Origin of the sequence: Vibrio sp. 10N.222.49.C9 (assembly GCF_041474985.1) — a bacterium.
Lineage (GTDB): Bacteria > Pseudomonadota > Gammaproteobacteria > Enterobacterales > Vibrionaceae > Vibrio > Vibrio crassostreae_C.
This window is the reverse complement of sequence record NZ_JBFRVD010000396.1, coordinates 1-349: the sequence shown is the minus strand read 5'-3', so window position 1 is coordinate 349 and position 349 is coordinate 1. Positions and strand designations below refer to the sequence as shown.

General features: G+C 47.3%; 1 protein-coding gene. It reads left to right on the top strand.

The features are described from left to right. Positions 1-349, top strand: a 349-nt coding sequence (locus tag AB4585_RS23675; protein WP_372171210.1) for an MATE family efflux transporter, incomplete at both ends; no start/stop codon positions are given.

Sequence of the window (349 nt, the reverse complement as noted above, 5' to 3'; positions counted from 1 at the left end):
GTTCACTGTTCGGTATCATGATGCCAGCAATGACCAGTCAGCTGATGCCGCCTCTAGCCGCAATGCTTTCAACTAAGCTTCTTGCATCATACGGCACAGCCGCAGTTGCAGCTTGGGCTCTAGGAAGTCGTTATGAGTTTTTTGCTATTGTCAGCGTGCTTGCCTTAACTATGTCCCTGCCACCTATGATAGGTCGATTTGTTGGAGCAAAAGACAGCGATAAGATCATCAAGTTGGTTAATATAGCCTGCGTATATATTCTTGGCTCACAAGTGCTAGTGGCGCTGATCACCTTGGTTATCTCAGGACAACTGGCTACCTTAATGACAGGTGAGCAAAGTGTAGAGCG